The sequence below is a fragment of the Streptomyces sp. ID05-39B genome, from assembly GCF_033794725.1.
In the GTDB taxonomy this organism is placed as follows: domain Bacteria; phylum Actinomycetota; class Actinomycetes; order Streptomycetales; family Streptomycetaceae; genus Streptomyces; species Streptomyces bobili.
In genome coordinates this window covers 1-17,187 of the sequence record NZ_JARGEF010000183.1, presented here as the reverse complement: position 1 = coordinate 17,187, position 17,187 = coordinate 1, and the positions used below count along the sequence as shown (strand labels likewise).

Genomic DNA, 17,187 nt, shown 5'->3' with positions numbered 1-17,187 from the left:
CACCTCCACGGCCCGCCCGCTGACGCGTACGTCCCCGCCGCCCATCCCGGTGCCTTCGCCCGGGTTGGCCTGGAGCGAGAAACGGGGGTCGCGGCGCAGGTCCAGGACCTTGAGCGAGCCCGGCATCATGCCGAGCCACAGCTCCCCGTCCAGGAAACGCACCTCCAGGCCGCTGGTGCGCGGGGAGCCGTCCTTGCGCAGGGTCGCGAGAACGTGGTGGGTGAAGGCCCCGAACCGGTCCTCGGTGACCCGCGCGAGATCCGGCTCCGCCTCGGCGAACGCCGCCCAGTTCACTGCTGTCGTACGACGTGCTGTCATACGGCGAGTGTGGCGCGGATACCGGACATCTTATGTCCGGTATTACGGGACCGACGGGACCGACGGGACTGACGGGACCGACGACTGTGCCCACGACCGACGACTGTGCCCACGACCGCACCGACGATCGCAGGAGTCATCACGGGGAGACTTCTGCACAGGGAGACTTCTGCGTGACGCTCTGCCCTTTTCCGCCGGCCGAAGGTACCTTCCGCCCGTAACACATCCCAGTGCTGGAGGACCGATGCACGGGCCCACGTCACCCGCCCCGCTGCCCACCGACCGGTTGGCTTTCGCCATGCCACCGATCCACGACTCGGTCGAGGACGAACGCCGGCACCGCAAGGAACGGCTCGCGGGCGCATTGCGGATCTTCGGCCGGCACGGCTTCGAGGACGGGGTCTCCGGGCACATCACCGCCCGCGACCCCGAGTACGGCGACTGCTTCTGGGTCAATCCCTTCGGCATGCCCTTCAAGCACGTCACCGTGAGCGACCTCGTCCTCGTCAACGCCGACGGACAGGTCGTCGAGGGCCGCTACCACGTCAACCAGGCCGCGTTCACCGTGCACGCCCAGGTGCACGCCGCCCGGCCGGACGTCGTCGCCGTCGCCCACTGCCACTCCGTCCACGGCCGCGCGCTCGCCGCCCTCGGCGAACTGATCGACCCGATCACCCAGGAGAGCTGCGCCTTCTACGAGGACATCGCGCTGTACGACGCCTACACGGGTGTCGCCGTCGACGCCGAGGAGGGCCGGCGCATCGCCGCGGCGCTCGGCAGCCGCAAGGCGCTGGTACTGCGCAACCACGGCCCGCTGACCGTGGGCGACTCGGTGGACGCGGCGGCCTGGTGGTTCCTGTCGATGGAACGCTCCAGTCAGGTCCAGCTCACCGCACGCGCCGCCGGCCGGCCCGTGCTCATCGAGCACAAGGCGGCCGCGGCGACCAGGGAACAGCTCGGCGGCGACCTGGTGGCGTGGATCAACTACCAGCCCCTCTGGCAGGACATCAGCCGTGGCGAACCGGACCTGCTCACCTAGCCGCGTCAACACGGCAACCTCGAATTCACCCGCGCTGACCAGACCTGCCGGAGCGGGACGGTGTGTCGTAGGGCACAATTCGCTGTCGTCGCAGGGGAGTTGTTCACAGGCTCGGTGGCCCGGTTTCACAGGGGTCACCGGCCGTACGGGTAGCGGGGAAGGCAGGCGTCGGCAGTGGCGGTGCAGGAGGCGAGACAAGGCCCGGAGCCGGGTGCGCACGACGGTGGCTGCGCCTGCGGGGACTGCCCGCACGGGGCACGCGAGGGACACCGGCGGGCGGTCGCCGCCTTCCTGGTGAAGCGGGACGAGTTCGCCGCAGGACAGGGACTTCCCGCCGCCGTCGCCCACTCGGCCTCGGCCTCCCGCCAATGGGTCTCCGAGGAGCTCACCCAGTCCGCGGAACTCGTCGCCGAACGCGGCCGAGCCGAGGGCGAGTCCTGGCTGAACCGCGTGTGGCAGCGCACCGCCTGCGCCGTGGGGGCGGCCGTCGTCACCCTGCTGCTCGTGCAGTCCCTCACCGCGATCGGCGCCGGCTGGACCACCGCCCGCACCGCCGGACTGCTCGCCGCGCTCCTCGTCGGCGGCGCCCTGACCGCCGCCTCCTGGCTCCACCGGGCGCGCGGCGGCGCGCTGGCCCCCGTGATCGGCGAGGACAACCGCCTGTCCACCTCCCGCGTGGTCGCCGCCGCCTGGGTGCTGTTCGTGGCGTACGCGGTGCTGGTCCTGGTGGGCCGGCTGGCGGCCGCCTCCGGACCCGCCGAGCGCGACGCCCTGATCTCCGGACTCGACCTCGCGCGCGGCGCAGGCGCGGTGACCGTCCTCGCCGTGGTCTGCGCGATCGCCGTGCTGGTGCGGCGCGTGGTCGGCCTGCGCGTCCTGGGCCAGCGGCTCCAGAAGGTCCGCGCGCACCGCCCCCGGGCCGCCGACCTGCTCACCGACGACGCAGGCCGCGGCACCTTCGCCGACATCCAGTACGTCGTGATCAGCGCCGTCGCCCTGGCCTTCGCCGCCGTACGCCTCGCCCGCCGCCCCGACCAGCTCCCCGACCTGCCCTGGGGCCTCGCCGTGGTCGTCCTGGTGTCGGCCGCGACCTACCTCGCCGGAAAGTACGCCGAGGGCGGGCGGCCCGTCGTCCTTTCCGTCGTCCGCTCCCGCGAGGCCGGCGACCTGGACGGCCCGATCCGCACCGGCGACGACATCGAGATCCGCGGCGCCGGATTCGTGCCGCCCGGCGCACAGACCGCCGACCGACTCTCCCGCATGGTCGTGCGCATCGGTGCCGTCCATGTCCACGTCCCCCTCGTCCCGGTCGCGGGAGGCTTCAGCAACCCCACCGACGCGGTACTCACCGTCCCGGTCCCCGCGGAGGTCGAACCCGGCCGCGTGGAGGTGCAGGTGATCACCGCGGCCGGCGTGGAGACGAACCGCTACGCGATCGACGTGACGGACTGAGACACGCGGGACCCGGCCGCGCGACTGGGACACGCGGCACCTGGGAAGGAGATGCCCAGGACCCGGCCGGCCATTGAGCGCACCGCCGCTTTCGTACGTATGGTCTGTCGAGGGGTCCATCCACGCGGGCGAGAGGCGGCTACGGGCGATGACTCACGGCATGCGAACGGACACGCATTCCCCCTATCTCGACGGTGACCGCGGCAACTGGCGGGACACCGCCACCCGCTATGCCCTCCTCCCGCTCCGCGTGTTCCTCGGCATCACCTTCATCTACGCCGGGCTGGACAAGCTCACCGACGGCGCCTTCCTCAAGGACAGCGGCGCCGGCTCGATCGGCGACACCATGCGGGCCGTGCGGGACTCCTCGGCCATCCCCGCCCTGGTCGACCTCTCTCTGAAGAGCCCTACCGGCTTCGGCTACGCGATGGCCTTCGGCGAACTCGCCGTAGGCATCGGCACCCTGCTGGGTGTCCTCACCCGCCTCGCCGCCCTCGGCGGCGCGCTGATCTCCCTCAGCCTGTGGCTGACCGTGAGCTGGGCCTCCGACCCGTACTACTACGGCAATGATCTCGTCTACCTCATGGCCTGGCTGCCCCTCGTGCTCGCCGGTGCCCCGGTCCTCTCCCTCGACGCCGCCTGGCGGTCCAGGCGGCGGCAGCGGTCCGGAGGCTTCCGGTAGGCCGTGCCGCCGGAGGACTCGGCCCACCTCCGGTGCTCAGCTCCCCGCTGACGACCCCGCCTCTGTCCCGGTCCCGGTGCCCGTCTCCGTCCCCGCCCCCGCGCCTGTCTCGGCGGGGGCGCCCGAATTTGCGGCGCGGCGTCCGCGGACCGCGCGGCCCGTGAGGCCGGTGACGGCCGCCAGGCAGAGGCCGGCCACCACGACCGGTATGACGGCGAACCAGGGCGCCTCCCAGAGGCCGCCCGCGTCGCCCGCGTAGATCACGCCCGCGAGGGCGAAGGCGGCGCCGGCGACCAGCCGGCCCGGCCGGAACTCATGACGCAGCACGGGCCACCTCCGCCTGTCCCGCCCCGACCTGGAGGTCGAGGTCGATCGTCCCGGTGTCCTTGCCACCGGACACGGGGGCCAAGGTCACCTCCTTGTGCTTGCCCGGCTCGACGTCCACGTCCTCCTGGTTCTCGCCCGGCAGCTGGATGTCGCCCAGGCCCACGTCGATCCGGACGGTCACCCTCACGTCCGGGGGCACGATCACCCGCAGCCGGCCGAGCCCGACCTCGGCGTTGGTGCTCACCGTCTGGCCCTTGGCAGGTCTGAGCCGGGACAGGTCCAGGGTGGCGTCTCCAGTGCCGAGGTCATAGCTCTCCCGGACGTCGGCGACCGCCGTGGGTCTCCACGTCGTGTCGATCCAGCGCGTGCCGACGTCCTTGGGGACCGCGGTGGAGGCGGCCAGCAGGCCCGCCGTAACGAGCGCCAGCAACACCGATCCGGCGCCCGTACGCCCCAACAGCGAGCTGACCGCGATGCCCAGCCCGAGCACGATCAGCGCGACGGACAGACCGGCCTGGAGGCTGGTGCCCAGCGGATGCTCGTCCCAGGTGAGCCGGGTCGCCAGGCCGCCCGCGACCAGGGCGAGCAGGAAGGACCAGCCGCCGATCCAGCGCGGGCCGCGCGGCCGGGGTGTCCGGCCGTACGGGCTCTGTATGTGCCGGCGGTGATGCGCGTGCCCGGTGAGGTCGACGTCGACGGAGGACATGAAGTTTGGGGCGTGGGAGCCCCCGGGGCCCCAGAGATACCCCGTGCCGCCGTCGTGGGTGCCGTCCTTGACGATGGGGTCGCGCCACCAGGACGGGTAGGCGGCCGGGACCGGTGGTGCCTGGGCCTCCGGCGGGGCGTCGGCGACGGCCTGGGCGGCTAGCGGGTCGGCGTCGCAGGCCTCCCGGTGCCGCGACCAGTAGGCGGCGCCGGCCAGCAGGAGCGAGAGGACGACGGCGAAGGTGAGGACCCCGCCGTTCCTGAGCATCGACAGGAACACCCCGCAGCCGACCAGCGCGAACAGCACGGCCGTGAGGGCCTGGCCGTCGACCCGGCCGGTCAGCAGCTTGCGCACCTCGTTCTGGCCGTCGTCGGTGTAGGGGACGAACAGCCAGGCGAAGCCGTAGAAGATCAGGCCGATGCCGCCGGTCGCGGAGAGCACGGCGAGCGTGATCCGGAAGATCACCGGGTCCATGTCGCACTGCCGCCCCAGGCCCGAGCACACGCCGGCGAGCATCCTGTGCTCGCGGTCGCGGCGGAACCGGTGCGGCGGGTGCCCGCCGGCGGGCGGGACCGCCGCGTCGGGTGCGGTGCTCCTGCCCGGTCCGGTGCCCGCGGCGTGCTCGTGATCCGTCATGGGTCCATGGTGGCGGGCCGGAGCCCCCGGCGGCAGTCGGAACGACCCTGGTCGGACCCTGATATCGGCCCTGAGCCGCGGCCCGGGAGGCGTTCGAGCCGCGGGGCCGCCGAAGATCAGGGGCGTCTCGGGGCCAAACCCTGATGCCCGGGGCGTGGGGCCGTGTGACCATCGTTGGCATGCCGGAAGCCGCAACAGCGCCACTCGTCGAACCGCGGCCGCCGCGCAAGCTCTACCGCAGCGGCGACGGACGCTGGCTGGGTGGTGTGGCGCGGGGGCTCGCGGGACATCTCGGGCTGCCCGTGATCTGGGTGCGGCTCGTCTTCGTCGGCCTGTTCATGGCGGACGGTCTGGGCGCGCTGCTCTACGCGGCGTTCTGGTTCTTCGTCCCGCTCGGCATCGGCGGGGTCGGCGGCCAGCGGCCGCCCTCCGTCGCCGCCGGCCCCGACGGCCGCCGAAGACTCGTCACCCGCAAGCCCGACAAGGGTCAGATCGTCGCCCTGCTCCTCATGGTCGTCGTCGCCATGGTCTTCGTCGGCAATGTGAACCTGGGCAGTGGCGCCAAGGCCTATCTCCTGCCCGCCGTGCTCGTCGGCGCGGGCGTCGCCCTCGTCTGGCGTCAGGCGGACAACGCCCGGCGGGCACGCTGGGTCGAGGCCGGCCGCAGACGCCGCACGCTCACGCTGTTGCGTGCGGGCGCCGGGGTCCTGCTGGTCACCGCCGGCGTCTCCGGCATCTTCGTCCTCCAGGGCTCCGCGGCCCACCTCGGTTCTGTCCTCCAGGCCGCCCTGGCCGTCCTGGTCGGCATCACCCTGCTCGCCGGGCCGTATCTCGTGCGCATGACGCAGGACCTGTCCGAGGAGCGCCTGATGCGCATCCGCGCCCAGGAGCGCGCGGAGGTCGCCGCCCATGTGCACGACTCGGTGCTGCACACCCTGACCCTGATCCAGCGCAACGCGGAGAACGCGAGCGAGGTGCGCCGCCTGGCCCGCGCCCAGGAGCGCGACCTGCGTACCTGGCTGTACAAGCCGGAGGGCACCGGCAAGGACGAGGAGGACGAGCCCACCACCCTCGCCGACGCGGTCCGGCGCAACGCGGCCGAGGTGGAGGACAAGCACGGCGTGCCCCTGGAGGTCGTGGTCGTCGGCGACTGCCCGCTCGACGAGCGGCTGACCGCACAGATGCAGGCCGCGCGCGAAGCGATGGTGAACGCCGCCAAGTACGGTGGCGAGGGCGGCGCCGTACAGGTCTACGCCGAGGTCGAGGGCAGGACGGTCTTCGTGTCCGTCCGGGACCGCGGTCCCGGCTTCGACTTCGACTCGATACCCGCCGACCGGATGGGCGTCAGAGAATCGATCATCGGCCGCATGGAGCGCAACGGCGGCACGGCGCGGCTGCGGGCGGTCCCGGGCGGCGGCACGGAGGTCGAGCTGGAGATGGAGAGGGCGGAGAAGTGATGAGCGACCCGACCGAGACGAGCGGCACGACAGGAGCGGCCCCCGCGGCCGACCCGGCGCAGGGCGAGGGCGGCGCCGGGCGGCACGTGCGCGTGGTCCTCGTGGACGACCACCGCATGTTCCGCACCGGAGTGCAGGCCGAGATCGGCCGCACCGAGGAGACCGGTGTGGAGGTCGTCGGTGAGGCCGCCGACGTCGACCAGGCGGTCACGGTCATCACCGCGACCCGGCCCGAGGTCGTCCTCCTCGACGTCCATCTGCCGGGCGGCGGCGGCGTCGAAGTGCTGCGCCGCTGCGCCCCGTTGATGAGCGACCCCGAGCGGCCCGTGCGCTTCCTCGCCCTTTCCGTCTCGGACGCCGCGGAGGACGTGATCGGCGTGATCCGTGGCGGCGCCCGCGGCTATGTCACCAAGACGATCACCGGCACCGACCTGGTCGACTCCGTCTTCCGGGTGCAGGAGGGCGACGCGGTGTTCTCGCCGCGGCTCGCAGGATTCGTGCTGGACGCCTTCGCCTCCACCGACGCCCCGCCGGTCGACGAGGACCTCGACCGCCTCACCCAGCGCGAGCGTGAGGTGCTGCGCCTCATCGCCCGCGGTTACGCCTACAAGGAGATCGCCAAGCAGCTGTTCATCTCCGTGAAGACGGTCGAGTCCCATGTCTCGGCGGTCCTGCGCAAGCTCCAGCTGTCCAACCGCCACGAGCTGACCCGCTGGGCGACGGCACGCCGGCTGGTGTGACCGGGGCGTCCTCAGACCACCCGGCTCGCTCCGGCGTACGGCATCTCGTCGATCGGTGCCACGCGCACCGGGGCCGAGGGGTTGGGGGCGTGGATCATCTTGCCGCCGCCGACGTAGATCCCGACATGCGTGATGCCCGAGTAGAAGAACACCAGGTCGCCCGGCTGGAGTTCGGAGCGGGACACGCGGCGCCCGGTGTCGATCTGCGCGTACGTCGTGCGGGGCAGGGACACGCCCGCCGAGCGGTACGCGGCCTGGACGAGGCCCGAACAGTCGAAGGCGTTCGGGCCGGTCGCGCCCCACACATAGGGGCTGCCGAGCTTGGCGTAGGCGTAGGAGACGGCCGCCGCCGCACGGGAGTTGGGCGCTGTCGCGGTGGCCGAGCCGGGCGCGGGCAGGCTGGAGCGGGCGCCCGTCGAGGCCCGCGAGGCGCGGGTGTCCGTACCGCCGCCGGTGCCCGCGACGACCTGGGCGCGCTCCTGGGCCGTGAGCCGGTTCAGCAGGGCGCGCGCCGCGTCCAGCTTGTCGGTGATCGTCTTCTTGTGCCGCTTCAGCTCGGCCTTGCGTTTCGCCAGCGAGGTCAGTTCGACGCGGGCGGCACCCCGCAGTTGCTCGACCTCCCGGAGCTGCTTGCGGACGCGGGTGACGGCGGCGGACTGGCGGACGCCCGCGCGCTCGGCGAAGGCGGCGTTGTCGAGGTACTGGTCGGGGTCGTCGGAGAGCGCCAGTTGCGTCGCCTCGCCGAGGCCGCCGCTGCGGTACTGCGCCGCCGCCATCGTCCCCAGCGCCTCGCGGGCGGTGTTGAGCCGCGCCTCCTTGCGCGCGGCCTCGTCCCGCAGGGTCTCCAGCCGCCGCTCCGCGGCCGTCGCCTTCTCCTGCGCGCCGTTGTACTTCTCGGTGGCCGCCTCGGCCTCCTGGTACAGCTTGTCCACTTTGGCCTTCACCTGCGCCGGCGTGGCGTTCGGCTCGGCGTGCCCGATCCCGTCGAAGGCGGTCGCGCCGGCCACCCCGGCGAGGGCGATGGTGGCTGCCGTGCGGGCCGTGTGGCCGCCGGTCGAACGCTGACGGGGCTTGCGGTGCGCTGGCACGTGGTACTGCACGTCCTTTCGTCGACCGCCTCGTCGGTACGGCCGCCGGGCCGGCCGGGTCCGTGGGGACGGGCCTCGGCCGCCAGGGGGAGCGGGCGTACTGCCGCGGGGGGCGGCTGACGCGTCCGGCGACGCCCGCACGGGGAGCGGGGCGCCGCCGGACCTTCTCGGCGGTGGTGTCCGACTGCCGCCCCTGGGCCGGGCGGCGGTGGGGAGCCGGTCACCTGGGGCAGGACGCTAGGCCTGTTCGTGTCGGTCGGGTAACGCGATGTGCGGAAGTGACGGGAGCGGACTGCCGGGTGACCGGAAGTGGTCGTACCGCCGGTCCCAAGTCGTCGACTTCGCACGGCGGGCCGACCGATGCGGTGAATCCGGGACGCCCCGGAGTGGCGCGCTGCTATGGCGCATATATGCGAGGCGGTGGCACGGGTGGGCCGGTGTCGGGAGGGGGCCGGGCCGCTGACTAGCATCCGGCCTCATGGACGTACTCATCCACCTCTTCGTCGGCCTGCACATCATCGGCATCGCCGCGCTGCTCGGCGGCTTCCTCACCCAGATGAAGGCGATGGGGCAGGACACGGCCCGCTTCGTCCCCGCGATGCTGCACGGCGCCGCGACGATGCTGGTCACCGGCGTGATCCTGGTCGGCCTCAACCAGGCCGACGACCAGGACGTCAACAACATCAAGATCGGGGTGAAGCTGGCCCTGCTGGTCGTGATCCTCGGCCTCGTCTATGTGAAGCGCGACGACGAGAAGGTGGAGAAGCCCCTGTTCGGCCTGGTCGGTCTGCTGACCGTGGCCAACATCTTCATCGCGGTGCTCTGGACGTGATCGACCCGAGTGACCTGAGTCCTCAGGCCGGCCGTACCACGCTGTGGATCGACGACTCTCCGTCGTAGTAGATCGATTCCTCGCGCACGTACGTGCCGGGCTTCGGGGCGTGGATCATCATGCCGTTGCCTATGTAGATGCCGACGTGGGTGACGTCGGCGTAGAAGAACACCAGGTCACCGGGTTGCGCGGAGGGCAGGGAGACCGTCGTGCCGGCGTTCACCTGGTCGTAGGTGACGCGGGGCAGGGTGACGCCGGCGGCCTTCCAGGCCGCCTGGGTGAGGCCGGAGCAGTCGTAGGAGTCCGGGCCGGTGGCGCCCCACACGTACGGCTTGCCGATCTGCGCGCGGGCGAACGCCAGCGCCTTCTCGGCCTTGGTCGCGTACGAGGAGTCCGTGGAGGGGGAGGGCGACGGGGAGGGTGAGGACGTCGACGTGTCGGTGCCCGTCGACCCTGCCCCCGAGGCGTCGCCGCTCTCCTGCCGGGCCGCCGCCTTCGCCGCCGCCTGCTGCTCGGCCAGCTCGGCCGCCTTGCGGGTGGCCTCCTGCCGCTTGCGCTCCTCGATCGCCGCCAGCCGCGCCTTCTCCTCGGCCGTCAGCTGCGACAGCAGGGCGCGGGCGGAGCTGAGCTTCTTCTGGACGGTGGCCTTGGCGGTCTTCAGGTCGGTCTGCGAGTCGGTGAGCGTCCGGAGGCTCTCGGCGGCCTCCTGGCGCTTCTTCATCGTCTCCGCCTGGTCGGCGAAGTAGTCGTCGACGGCGCCCTTCTGGCGCTCGGTCATCCGGCCCATCAGCTGCGTCTGGTCGAAGTAGTCCTGCGGGGTGTCCGCGAGCAGGAACGTCGCCGTGTCCGGGGCGGAGGCGCCGGTGCGGTACTGGGCGGCGGCGTAGGAACCCAGTTCCTCCCGCGCGTCGTTGAGCTTCTGGGCACGCTGGGCGACATCGTCGAGGAGGGTGTCGACCTGCTTGCGCTGCTTGGTCGTCTTCTCCTTGGCGGCGTTGTACTTCTCGGTGGCCGTCTCCGCCTGGCGGTAGAGATCGTCGACCTTCTTCTCGACCTCCTCCACACTCGGCTTGTCGTCGGTGGAGGGGGCGGCGGTCGCCGTCTGCGAGAGCAGGGCCACCGAGGTGAGGGCGGCGGTGGCGAGAGCGGGTGTACGTACTCCTGCCACGCGGGTGCCCCCGGGACGGGGCTTGCGGTGCTGCGACGCCAAGGGAGGCGACTCCTTCCAGTTTCCGCCTACCGGGTCAGCGGTGGGGGTACCCCCAGGCCGTTTGAGGCACTGGGGAGGGTTCGGGCGGGTTCTGGAAGGGTTGCCCTACGGTTCGTCCTCCCCGGAGGGGAGTGAGCCGATTCACCCCAAGGTCTCGGTGGGTCCCCGGCTCCGGTGGCCGCGAGGGCGCGCCGGACTCGGCGGAGGCCGCGCGGCCCGGCGAGGTTCGCCGGAAGGGGTCGTACGGCCTGCCCGGCACGGTAGCCAACCGGTGTGGCCCCTGTGAAGGTTGGTGGGTGATATGCCCGATACATTTTCGTGACCTCGGGGCGGGGCGTCGTCCGTGGTCACCGACGGTGCCGGGGGTGCCCCGGATGGTGAGGGCAGCGGGATGTTTCCGGGACGGCCACGGGTTGTCAGTGGGGCAGCCTAGACTCGGAGAGCGATGAGCAGCCTCTTTGACGACAGCTTCCTGGCGGACCTCCAGGCCCCCCGCGGCCACCACGAGGAACCCCCGCCGCCGCCCGAGGACGATCACTCTCCGGAACAGGTTCCGGACGATCTGTTCGGCGGGAAGTTCGACGCGCCGCCGGACCGGGACACCCACTACCGCGACGGCGCCCCCCGCCCGCCGCTCGACGCGGCGGCCCTCCTGGCAGGGCTCAACGAGAACCAGCGCGCGGCCGTGGTCCACTCCGGCACCCCGCTGCTCATCGTCGCCGGCGCCGGCTCCGGCAAGACGCGCGTGCTGACCCACCGCATCGCCCACCTCCTCGCCGAGCGGCATGTCCATCCGGGCCAGATCCTCGCGATCACCTTCACCAACAAGGCCGCGGGCGAGATGAAGGAGCGCGTCGAGCAGCTCGTCGGCCCGCGGGCGAACGCGATGTGGGTGATGACCTTCCACAGCGCGTGCGTGCGCATCCTGCGCCGCGAGAGCAAGCGCCTCGGCTTCACCTCGTCGTTCTCGATCTACGACGCCGCCGACTCCAAGCGTCTGATGGCCCTGGTCTGCCGCGACCTGGACCTCGACCCCAAGCGCTTCCCGCCGAAGTCCTTCAGCGCCAAGATCAGCAACCTGAAGAACGAGCTGGTCGACGAGGAGGACTTCGCCGCCCAGGCCACCGACGGTTTCGAGAAGACCCTCGCCCAGGCCTACGCCATGTACCAGTCGCGGCTGCGCGAGGCGAACGCCCTCGACTTCGACGACCTGATCATGACGACGGTCAACCTGCTGCGCGCCTTCCCCGACGTCGCCGAGCACTACCGCCGCCGCTTCCGGCATGTCCTCGTCGACGAGTATCAGGACACCAACCACGCCCAGTACGCGCTGGTCAGGGAACTAGTCGGCTCCTCCGAGCACCCGGTGGACGTGCCGCCGAGCGCGGACGACCTGCCACCCGCCGAACTCTGCGTCGTGGGCGACGCAGACCAGTCGATCTACGCCTTCCGCGGCGCGACCATCCGCAACATCCTCCAGTTCGAGGAGGACTACGCGGACGCCACGACGATCCTGCTGGAGCAGAACTACCGCTCCACCCAGACGATCCTCACGGCCGCCAACGCCGTCATCGAGCGCAACGAGTCGCGCCGTCCCAAGAACCTGTGGACCAACGCCGGCGACGGCGCGCGCATCACCGGCTATGTCGCCGACACCGAGCACGACGAGGCGCAGTTCGTCGCCGACGAGATAGACCGCCTCACGGACGCGGGCGAGGCCAAGGCCGGTGACGTCGCCGTCTTCTACCGCACCAACGCCCAGTCCCGCGTCTTCGAAGAGATCTTCATCCGCGTCGGCCTGCCCTACAAGGTCGTCGGCGGCGTCCGCTTCTACGAGCGCAAGGAGGTCCGGGACGTCCTGGCCTACCTGCGCGTCCTGGCCAACCCGGAGGACTCGGTACCGCTGCGCCGCATCCTCAACGTGCCCAAGCGCGGCATCGGTGAGCGCGCCGAGGCGATGATCGACGCCCTCTCCCAGCGCGAGAAGATCAGCTTCGCGCAGGCCCTCAAGCGCGTCGACGAGGCCTACGGCATGGCCGCGCGCTCCACGAACGCGGTCCAGCGGTTCAACACGCTGATGGAGGAGCTGCGCACGATCGTCGAGTCGGGCGCGGGACCGGCCACGGTCCTGGAGGCGGTCCTCAACCAGACCGGCTATCTCTCCGAGTTGCAGAACTCCACCGACCCGCAGGACGAGACCCGCGTCGAGAACCTCCAGGAACTCGCCTCCGTGGCCCTGGAGTTCGAGCAGGAGTCCGGCGAGGGCGAGGGGACCGGCTCGCTCTCCGAGTTCCTGGAGCGGGTCGCGCTGGTCGCCGACTCCGACCAGATCCCCGACGAGAGCGAGGACGGTTCGGGTGTCATCACGCTGATGACCCTGCACACCGCCAAGGGCCTGGAGTTCCCGGTGGTCTTCCTCACCGGCATGGAGGACGGCGTCTTCCCGCACATGCGGGCCCTCGGCCAGACCAAGGAACTGGAGGAGGAGCGCCGTCTCGCCTACGTCGGCATCACGCGCGCGCGTGAGCGGCTGTACCTGACGCGTTCCGCGCTGCGCAGCGCCTGGGGGCAGCCGTCGTACAACCCGCCCTCGCGGTTCCTGGAGGAGATTCCGGCCGTGCATGTCGACTGGAAGCGGACCGGGGCGACCTCGCCGGTGTCCGCCGGTCCGGTGTCCGGGGTGGCGGCCTCGCTGTCGTCGTCCCGTTCGCGGTCCTCGGCGGCCGGCGGGTCCGGCTTCGCCACGCGGCGCACCTCGGAGAAGCCGGTGGTCTCCCTGGCCGTCGGCGACCGGGTCACCCACGACCAGTTCGGCCTCGGCACGGTCGTCGGCGTGAAGGGCACGGGCGCCAACGCGGAGGCGACCGTCGACTTCGGCGAGGCCAAGCCGAAGCGGCTGCTGCTGCGCTACGCGCCGGTGGAGAAGCTGTAGTCGGCATGCGATGAGCCCCCGGCGTCGAGTCGATCGCGTCGACGCCGAGGGCTCATCGGTGAAGTCGTGCGGTCCTACGTCGGGTCGAGTCCGTGGCTGCGCAGCCACGGCAGCGGGTCGACGGCGGAGGCGCCGCCCGGCCGGACCTCGAAGTGCAGGTGCGGCCCGGTGGAGTTGCCGGAGTTCCCGGAGTACGCGATTGGGTCGCCGGCCTTCACCGTCGTACCGGAGGAGACGCGGTAGCTGGAGAGGTGGCAGTACCAGGTCTCCGTGCCGTCCTTCGCCGTGACGATCATCATGTTGCCGTAGGCGCTGTTCCACTGGGTGCGGACGGTGCCGTCGGTCGCCGCCATCACCGTGGTGCCGTAGGACACCGGGAAGTCGATGCCGGTGTGCTGGGACATCCAGTTGATGCCGGCCTGGCCGTAGTAGGCGCTCAGGCCGTGGTTGGAGACAGGCAGCGCGTACTTGGGGCGCAGCCGCTCCTTGCGGGCCGCCTCCGCCGCCGCCTTCTTCTTCTCGGCTTCCTGCTGCGCCTTGAGGTCGATGCGTTCCTGCGTACGGCTGGCCCGGTCGGCGAAGTCGTCGGCCTCGGCGGTGAGGGTCTGGAGCTGGGTGTCCAGCTTGTTGTTCGCGGCGGACGGCTTCACCGCCTGCGCTTCGGAGGCCGAGGCGGAGGCCGTGGTGTCGTGGTCGTCGCCGCCGGTCAGCGTGCCGACCGAGGCCGCCGCGATACCGGCCACACCCATGACGCACGCCGAGGGCACGGCCACGGTCAGCAGCGCGGAACGTTTCGCGGGGGCGCGGCGGCGAGAGCGGTTCGCGTTGCGGGTCGCCGCCCGCCCGAGCGGGGCCGGGGCGGCTTCCTCCTGCTCGTCCAGGAGGGGGGTGCCGTCGGCCGGCTCACCGTCGGCGGGGGCGGATTCGGGGCGCCCGACCTGCTCGAACGTGGCGGTGGCCTGCTGATCGAAGGGGACCTCGGCCTGCTGCCCGTACTCGTCGTCGCCGTCGCCGTTCTCCGTGGTGTCTGCGCCGGCGCCGTCGGAGTTCCACTGCGTCGCGTCGTAGGCGCCGGTGTCGAAGGCCTGCGTGCCCCATTCCCACTGCTGGGTCCCGTCGGCCGGGGTGCCCGACGCGTCGGGCTGGAGCCAGGCGCTCGCGTCCCACTGACCGCTGACGTCGGGGGCGGTGGCCTGCGGCGGGACGCCCGCCAGCTGCTGCGGATCCGTGGACCAGGCCGTCGTGTCGTAGGCGCCCGTGTCATAGGCGGCGTGGTGCTGGGCCGCGTACGGGTCGTGGTTCAGGGTCTGGTGGCTGCCCGTGGCCCACTGCGTGGCGTCGTACGCCCCGGCCGGGGCGGTCGATGCGCCGTCGCCCGGCATGTCGCCGAAGAGGGGATCGGCCGTGAAGTGACCCGTGGTGTGCGCGCCGGTGTCGTACGTGCCGGAGTCGTAGCCGTGGTACGTGGTGAAGTCGCCGTACTGGGCTTCCGGGGAGCCGTACGACGCCTGGTGCGCCGAGTCGGCGTCGGAAGCCGGGGCCGGGGTGGTCATGGTCCCCGACGGGTGACGATCGTTCACCAACTTCTCTCTCGCCTCGACAACAGGGGCTGCCAGAGCAGTGCGGCGACTGTACCCGCCGGTATGCGGGCACGACAATCTTCCGCAGGTTTCATGCCCGCGGGAAAGGGGCATTCGGCCCTGTTTCGGGGGAGGGCGGGCGCGAGTTTGGCCCTATGTTCGAAGTCTGTTCGAGGTCGAACGACTGTCGTGGTGCTGTGGGGGCGCTGTAAGTCGACTGTGGTGGACGGCTGTTATGTCGCCGTGTGTCTCTTTGTGACCGGAAGTGGCGTCAGGTGTCTCGTCAGGAACGCCTTGTGGCGTCTCCTGGACATTCGTCGGGTGTCCTCAGGCGACCGTCAGATCGCCGGTGTGCGAGGCGGGCGTGCCGGGCGTGGCGTCGGCCGCCGTCCCGTCGCCGTCGAGGGCCTGGCGAATGCCGGTCGCGACGGCCGGGTGCACCGGGAGGGCGAGATGTCCGATGCCGCTCACCTGCACGTTCTCCGTCAGGAGGTCGGGGTGGTCGAGGCGGGCGGTCTCCAGCGGCACCATCAGGTGGTCGAGGTCGCTCCAGAAACTGACGAACCGCGTCCGGCAGCCGGGCGCCGGCCGCGACAGCTCCTCGATGACCTCCGAGCCGGGGCGCATCTGCCGCACGATCGGGTGGGCGTTCGCCAGCGGCGCTACCTGGGTCCCGGAGTGCGGGGTGCCCAGCATGACCAGCGTCCGCACCCGCGTGTCGCCGCCCAGCCGCTGCACGTAATAGCGCGCGATCAGCCCGCCGAGGCTGTGGCCCACGACATCCACCTGGCTGCTGCCGGTGCGCTGGCAGATCTCCTCGATGTGCCGGCCGAGCAGTTCGGCGGCGATCCGGATGTCACAGGTCAGCGGGGAGTAGTTGAGTGACTCCACGCGGTGTCTGCCGTGCTGGCCGAGGCTGCGGCGCAGCAGGACGAACACGGAACGGTTGTCGATGAAGCCGTGCAGGAGGATCACCGGGGGCGGGGCCTGGGTCGGCAGCCGCGCCGGGTCCCCGGCCCCTTCGGTGCCACCGGCCGGGAGCGCGGGCGGGCCGGCGCGGCGCTCCTGCGCGATGCCGGACGGATACAGGAGGAGATGACCCGTGAGGATGGCGATCTCCAGGGCGGTGGCCTTGAGGAGCGTCACGGAGAGTCCCATCAGCCCGCTCGGCAGCAGACGCCGGCAGAGACGGAACGGAAGAAAGGGCTCCAGGGCCCGGGTGACCTGCATGGCCGACCTCCTGTCGGCACGCTGAGGACGGCTCTGTCCCCCGTGTGCCCTCGTGGAAGTCGCGGCGGAGGCGGTCGGCGGTGCGCGAAGGGCTGGTGCGGTGGGGTGAGCGGTGTGCTCCCTGCGCTCCTGACGTCGACGACCCGGTCCTGCCTGCCCGTCGAGCCTGCGCCGATGCGCCACATCGCCACGGCGCGCGGTCTGCGACGCGGCGGTGCGGCGACCTCGTTGCGGCTCCCGTTGCGCTGGTTTCCCCGGGTTCCCCGGCGGGGGAGAGGAAACCGCGTTGGGTGAACGTGTCCCACTGTGTGATTTCCCCCTCGGTGCGCACCGTAAAACCGCCGGTTGCGGGATGCTGGCGATAACGTTCGTTCACTTCCCCGGCCGGTGTGGTGGTACCTCTCGGTACGCAGGGAATCGGTACGGATGGATGTAGTCGCTTCATGGAGGCAGTGATGGGTGTGGCAGCCGGTCCGATCCGCGTGGTGGTGGCCAAGCCGGGGCTCGACGGCCACGATCGCGGGGCCAAGGTGATCGCGCGCGCGTTGCGCGACGCCGGTATGGAGGTCATCTACACAGGCCTCCACCAGACCCCCGAACAGATCGTCGACACCGCGATCCAGGAGGACGCCGACGCGATCGGTCTGTCCATCCTGTCGGGGGCGCACAACACGCTCTTCGCCGCCGTGATCGCGCTCCTGGAGGAGCGCGACGCGGCGGACATCCTGGTCTTCGGCGGGGGGATCATCCCCGAGGCGGACATCGCCCCGCTGAAGGAGAAGGGCGTCGCCGAGATCTTCACCCCCGGTGCGACCACGGCGTCGATCGTGAACTGGGTACGGGCGAACGTACGACAGCCCGCGGGAGCGTAGAACCGTCCCGCGACGGGAGTGGTCCGGGGGAATCGTGCCTGAGGGCGACGACCCCGGACCCCCGCACGCCCCGACGGGACCGGAGG

Annotated in this window: 15 protein-coding genes; 8 read left to right on the top strand and 7 right to left on the bottom strand. The window is 71.6% G+C overall.

The window, feature by feature from the left end:
• The coding region (locus P1P75_RS30020; RefSeq protein ID WP_319261291.1) for a pyridoxamine 5'-phosphate oxidase family protein at positions 1 to 318 on the bottom strand (318 nt) is incomplete at its 3' end.
• Positions 319 to 562: 244 nt separating this feature from the next.
• On the opposite strand from P1P75_RS30020, the gene P1P75_RS30015 reads away from it, so the two are divergent.
• The 3 genes from P1P75_RS30015 to P1P75_RS30005 all read left to right on the top strand — a co-directional run bounded on the left by P1P75_RS30015 (position 563) and on the right by P1P75_RS30005 (position 3,491).
• Complete coding sequence (locus P1P75_RS30015; protein WP_319261289.1) at positions 563 to 1,357, top strand: class II aldolase/adducin family protein; 795 nt, start codon at positions 563 to 565, stop codon at positions 1,355 to 1,357.
• 174 nt (positions 1,358 to 1,531) lie between these two features.
• A complete protein-coding gene (locus P1P75_RS30010) occupies positions 1,532 to 2,809 on the top strand; it encodes a hypothetical protein (protein ID WP_319261286.1) in 1,278 nt (425 codons plus the stop codon).
• A gap of 148 nt (positions 2,810 to 2,957) precedes the next feature.
• On the top strand, positions 2,958 to 3,491 hold the full coding sequence (locus P1P75_RS30005; RefSeq protein ID WP_319261283.1) for a DoxX family protein: 534 nt from the start codon (positions 2,958 to 2,960) through the stop codon (positions 3,489 to 3,491).
• Positions 3,492 to 3,527: 36 nt separating this feature from the next.
• Here P1P75_RS30005 and P1P75_RS30000 read toward each other — a convergent pair whose 3' ends face one another.
• A complete protein-coding gene (locus P1P75_RS30000) occupies positions 3,528 to 3,818 on the bottom strand; it encodes a hypothetical protein (protein WP_319261280.1) in 291 nt (96 codons plus the stop codon).
• Positions 3,805 to 5,160 (bottom strand): PspC domain-containing protein, encoded by a 1,356-nt coding sequence (locus P1P75_RS29995; RefSeq protein WP_319261278.1) that lies wholly within the window; start codon positions 5,158 to 5,160, stop codon positions 3,805 to 3,807. Before P1P75_RS29995 ends, P1P75_RS30000 begins: the two co-directional genes overlap by 14 nt.
• Positions 5,161 to 5,303: 143 nt before the next feature.
• Here P1P75_RS29995 and P1P75_RS29990 point away from each other — a divergent pair, with 143 nt between their 5' ends.
• Positions 5,304 to 6,617, top strand: a complete 1,314-nt coding sequence (locus tag P1P75_RS29990) for a PspC domain-containing protein (RefSeq protein ID WP_319261275.1) — start codon at positions 5,304 to 5,306, stop codon at positions 6,615 to 6,617.
• Positions 6,617 to 7,357, top strand: coding sequence for a response regulator transcription factor (locus P1P75_RS29985; RefSeq protein WP_319261272.1), 741 nt, complete (start codon positions 6,617 to 6,619; stop codon positions 7,355 to 7,357). Before P1P75_RS29990 ends, P1P75_RS29985 begins: the two co-directional genes overlap by 1 nt.
• 11 nt (positions 7,358 to 7,368) lie before the next feature.
• Here the strand turns inward: P1P75_RS29985 and P1P75_RS29980 are convergent, their stop codons facing one another.
• Positions 7,369 to 8,445 carry an NlpC/P60 family protein gene (locus tag P1P75_RS29980; protein ID WP_319261269.1) on the bottom strand — a complete coding sequence of 359 codons (1,077 nt, stop codon included), beginning with the start codon at positions 8,443 to 8,445 and terminating at the stop codon, positions 7,369 to 7,371.
• 478 nt (positions 8,446 to 8,923) lie between these two features.
• On the opposite strand from P1P75_RS29980, the gene P1P75_RS29975 reads away from it, so the two are divergent.
• Complete coding sequence (locus P1P75_RS29975) at positions 8,924 to 9,277, top strand: hypothetical protein (RefSeq protein WP_319261267.1); 354 nt, start codon at positions 8,924 to 8,926, stop codon at positions 9,275 to 9,277.
• 22 nt (positions 9,278 to 9,299) lie between these two features.
• On the opposite strand, the gene P1P75_RS29970 is transcribed toward P1P75_RS29975, so the two are convergent.
• The gene (locus tag P1P75_RS29970; RefSeq protein ID WP_319261264.1) at positions 9,300 to 10,487 is read right to left on the bottom strand and encodes an NlpC/P60 family protein; all 1,188 of its coding nucleotides are present in this window, start codon (positions 10,485 to 10,487) and stop codon (positions 9,300 to 9,302) included.
• Between the two features lie 445 nt (positions 10,488 to 10,932).
• On the opposite strand from P1P75_RS29970, the gene pcrA reads away from it, so the two are divergent.
• The gene (gene pcrA, locus P1P75_RS29965; protein ID WP_319261261.1) at positions 10,933 to 13,419 is read left to right on the top strand and encodes a DNA helicase PcrA; all 2,487 of its coding nucleotides are present in this window, start codon (positions 10,933 to 10,935) and stop codon (positions 13,417 to 13,419) included.
• 74 nt (positions 13,420 to 13,493) lie between these two features.
• On the opposite strand, the gene P1P75_RS29960 is transcribed toward pcrA, so the two are convergent.
• Both P1P75_RS29960 and P1P75_RS29955 read right to left on the bottom strand, forming a co-directional pair.
• Positions 13,494 to 14,999, bottom strand: coding sequence for a peptidoglycan DD-metalloendopeptidase family protein (locus P1P75_RS29960; RefSeq protein ID WP_319261258.1), 1,506 nt, complete (start codon positions 14,997 to 14,999; stop codon positions 13,494 to 13,496).
• 327 nt (positions 15,000 to 15,326) lie between these two features.
• On the bottom strand, positions 15,327 to 16,229 hold the full coding sequence (locus P1P75_RS29955; RefSeq protein WP_319261254.1) for an alpha/beta fold hydrolase: 903 nt from the start codon (positions 16,227 to 16,229) through the stop codon (positions 15,327 to 15,329).
• Between the two features lie 455 nt (positions 16,230 to 16,684).
• Here P1P75_RS29955 and P1P75_RS29950 point away from each other — a divergent pair, with 455 nt between their 5' ends.
• Positions 16,685 to 17,101 (top strand): cobalamin B12-binding domain-containing protein, encoded by a 417-nt coding sequence (locus tag P1P75_RS29950; protein ID WP_086767401.1) that lies wholly within the window; start codon positions 16,685 to 16,687, stop codon positions 17,099 to 17,101.
• Positions 17,102 to 17,187: the final 86 nt, after the last annotated feature.

What these genes read in the sequence shown, in the direction of transcription:
- P1P75_RS30015 (WP_319261289.1), top strand. Translation starts at nt 563, where the DNA reads ATGCACGGGCCCACGTCACCCGCCCCGCTGCCCACCGACCGGTTGGCT.
- P1P75_RS30005 (WP_319261283.1), top strand. Translation starts at nt 2,958, where the DNA reads ATGACTCACGGCATGCGAACGGACACGCATTCCCCCTATCTCGACGGT.
- P1P75_RS29995 (WP_319261278.1), bottom strand. Translation starts at nt 5,160, where the DNA reads ATGACGGATCACGAGCACGCCGCGGGCACCGGACCGGGCAGGAGCACC.
- P1P75_RS29990 (WP_319261275.1), top strand. Translation starts at nt 5,304, where the DNA reads ATGCCCGGGGCGTGGGGCCGTGTGACCATCGTTGGCATGCCGGAAGCC.
- P1P75_RS29985 (WP_319261272.1), top strand. Translation starts at nt 6,617, where the DNA reads ATGAGCGACCCGACCGAGACGAGCGGCACGACAGGAGCGGCCCCCGCG.
- P1P75_RS29975 (WP_319261267.1), top strand. Translation starts at nt 8,924, where the DNA reads ATGGACGTACTCATCCACCTCTTCGTCGGCCTGCACATCATCGGCATC.
- pcrA (WP_319261261.1), top strand. Translation starts at nt 10,933, where the DNA reads ATGAGCAGCCTCTTTGACGACAGCTTCCTGGCGGACCTCCAGGCCCCC.
- P1P75_RS29955 (WP_319261254.1), bottom strand. Translation starts at nt 16,229, where the DNA reads ATGCAGGTCACCCGGGCCCTGGAGCCCTTTCTTCCGTTCCGTCTCTGC.
- P1P75_RS29950 (WP_086767401.1), top strand. Translation starts at nt 16,685, where the DNA reads ATGGGTGTGGCAGCCGGTCCGATCCGCGTGGTGGTGGCCAAGCCGGGG.